General features: G+C 44.0%; 2 protein-coding genes. Both read right to left on the minus strand.

What is annotated here, in order from left to right:
* Positions 1-446: DnaB-like helicase N-terminal domain-containing protein (locus ACFINW_RS09900; protein ID WP_375674259.1), on the minus strand; the 446-nt coding region annotated here is incomplete at its 3' end.
* The coding region (locus tag ACFINW_RS09905) for a phage late control D family protein (RefSeq protein WP_375674260.1) at positions 403-1,425 on the minus strand (1,023 nt) is incomplete at its 5' end. The genes ACFINW_RS09900 and ACFINW_RS09905, both read right to left, overlap by 44 nt.

Consider the following 1,425-nt stretch of genomic DNA (forward strand, 5'->3'; position numbering starts at 1 on the left):
AGTTCGACAGGAGCATCAAAGGCTGTATTGGCAACTTCATTGCCAAGATTAATCAAAGAGCGTCGGATAAACAGATCGTAAATGACGCGTCCATAATCTTCAGTGTTAATAATAGTGACTGCCTCTGTGGCTAAGCGAACAACATACTGGTATACAGTAATATCTCCAACTTTTTCTTCCATTTGGATATAGGGCTTGATTGTAATGGGGTTTGCAAGATGACCCTTTTGAATAATTTGTAAGACAATCTCAAAGATCTTTTGATGTAGCCTTTCAAAAAAATGTTCTGCTTTGAGAAAGTCTGAAACGCGATCGAGTGCATTATTATTAATCAGGATTGCTCCAAGCAATGCCTGTTCAGCTTCAATATTATGGGGAAGTTGACGAAAAGAAGAAGCAAAATTATCTCTTGGATTTTCTGTTTTTAGCATGTTCAGTGTTCTCATTGCTTTCTTTTCCCTTGTTTGGTGCCTCGAGTGTGATTTCTGTTGTGTATCCGCTTTGTTTTTCATAGCGGTGGGTGACGGTTGCAGCTTTCCATGGTCCATTGATTTGCCCACGAAACCCTTGAAGGATGAGAGGTTGATCCGCCATAATTTCAGGGCGTCCCTCAAGGGTCAAAGAACCACTGCCCACAGCACGACACAACCTGTCCGACTCGGAAGCAGCAGCAGCTCGTGCTTCCTCCTCACAAGTGTAACAAGTCCGTAAACGCCGCACGGGACCGCTAAACCCTGTCTGATGCTTGACTTGGCATTGCTGCCCTTTTGAGCGATCAAAATAAGAAGCTTCAATGATGCCGTATTGCGTGCGTGGCTCTAATGTGAATTCCCAGTTAGAACAGTCGTGCTTATGAAGTTCAAGGGCTGGTAAATTATCCCCGCTTAAAAATAAAAACTTATTGTCCTTGATCAAAAAACGTGCCCGCATGCGATCGGCAAGGCGGGTTAAAAAATCAACAGCCGATTGATCTGTACGAATCACATAAGGCAAAGTTTGTTGAGTGAACTGAGGACTGACCTTTGCTTGATAGCCATGGCGTTTGGCGAGTGTCTCAACAATCTCACCAACAGTTTTGTGGTCAAAATGTTCACTCACCTGTTCTTTGAGCTCTTTACGCATGGAGGCGCTTTTACCGCAAAGCCGCAAAATCTCTCCATCGCTGCCTCCAATACTCACAACCGATTCGACAACAAAACACCCCATAAATGCACTGATGCTGTTCTCATAACCAAAGATCACCTGTAGCGCACTGTTGCTTGAGGGAACCTCTAAATCATTGCCACTATCGTCAAACTCTGCTTCAAATATATCGGCTTCATTACCGGTATGGTCCGTAATGGTTGCCGTTAAAAGACGCTGATAAAAAACCTCATGAACAAGCTTATCCCCCACCCTCACCTCAATAAAAGGATGCGTGCGCAT

It is taken from the genome of Bartonella sp. AA18HLJMS (genome assembly GCF_042197245.1).
Classification (GTDB): domain Bacteria; phylum Pseudomonadota; class Alphaproteobacteria; order Rhizobiales; family Rhizobiaceae; genus Bartonella.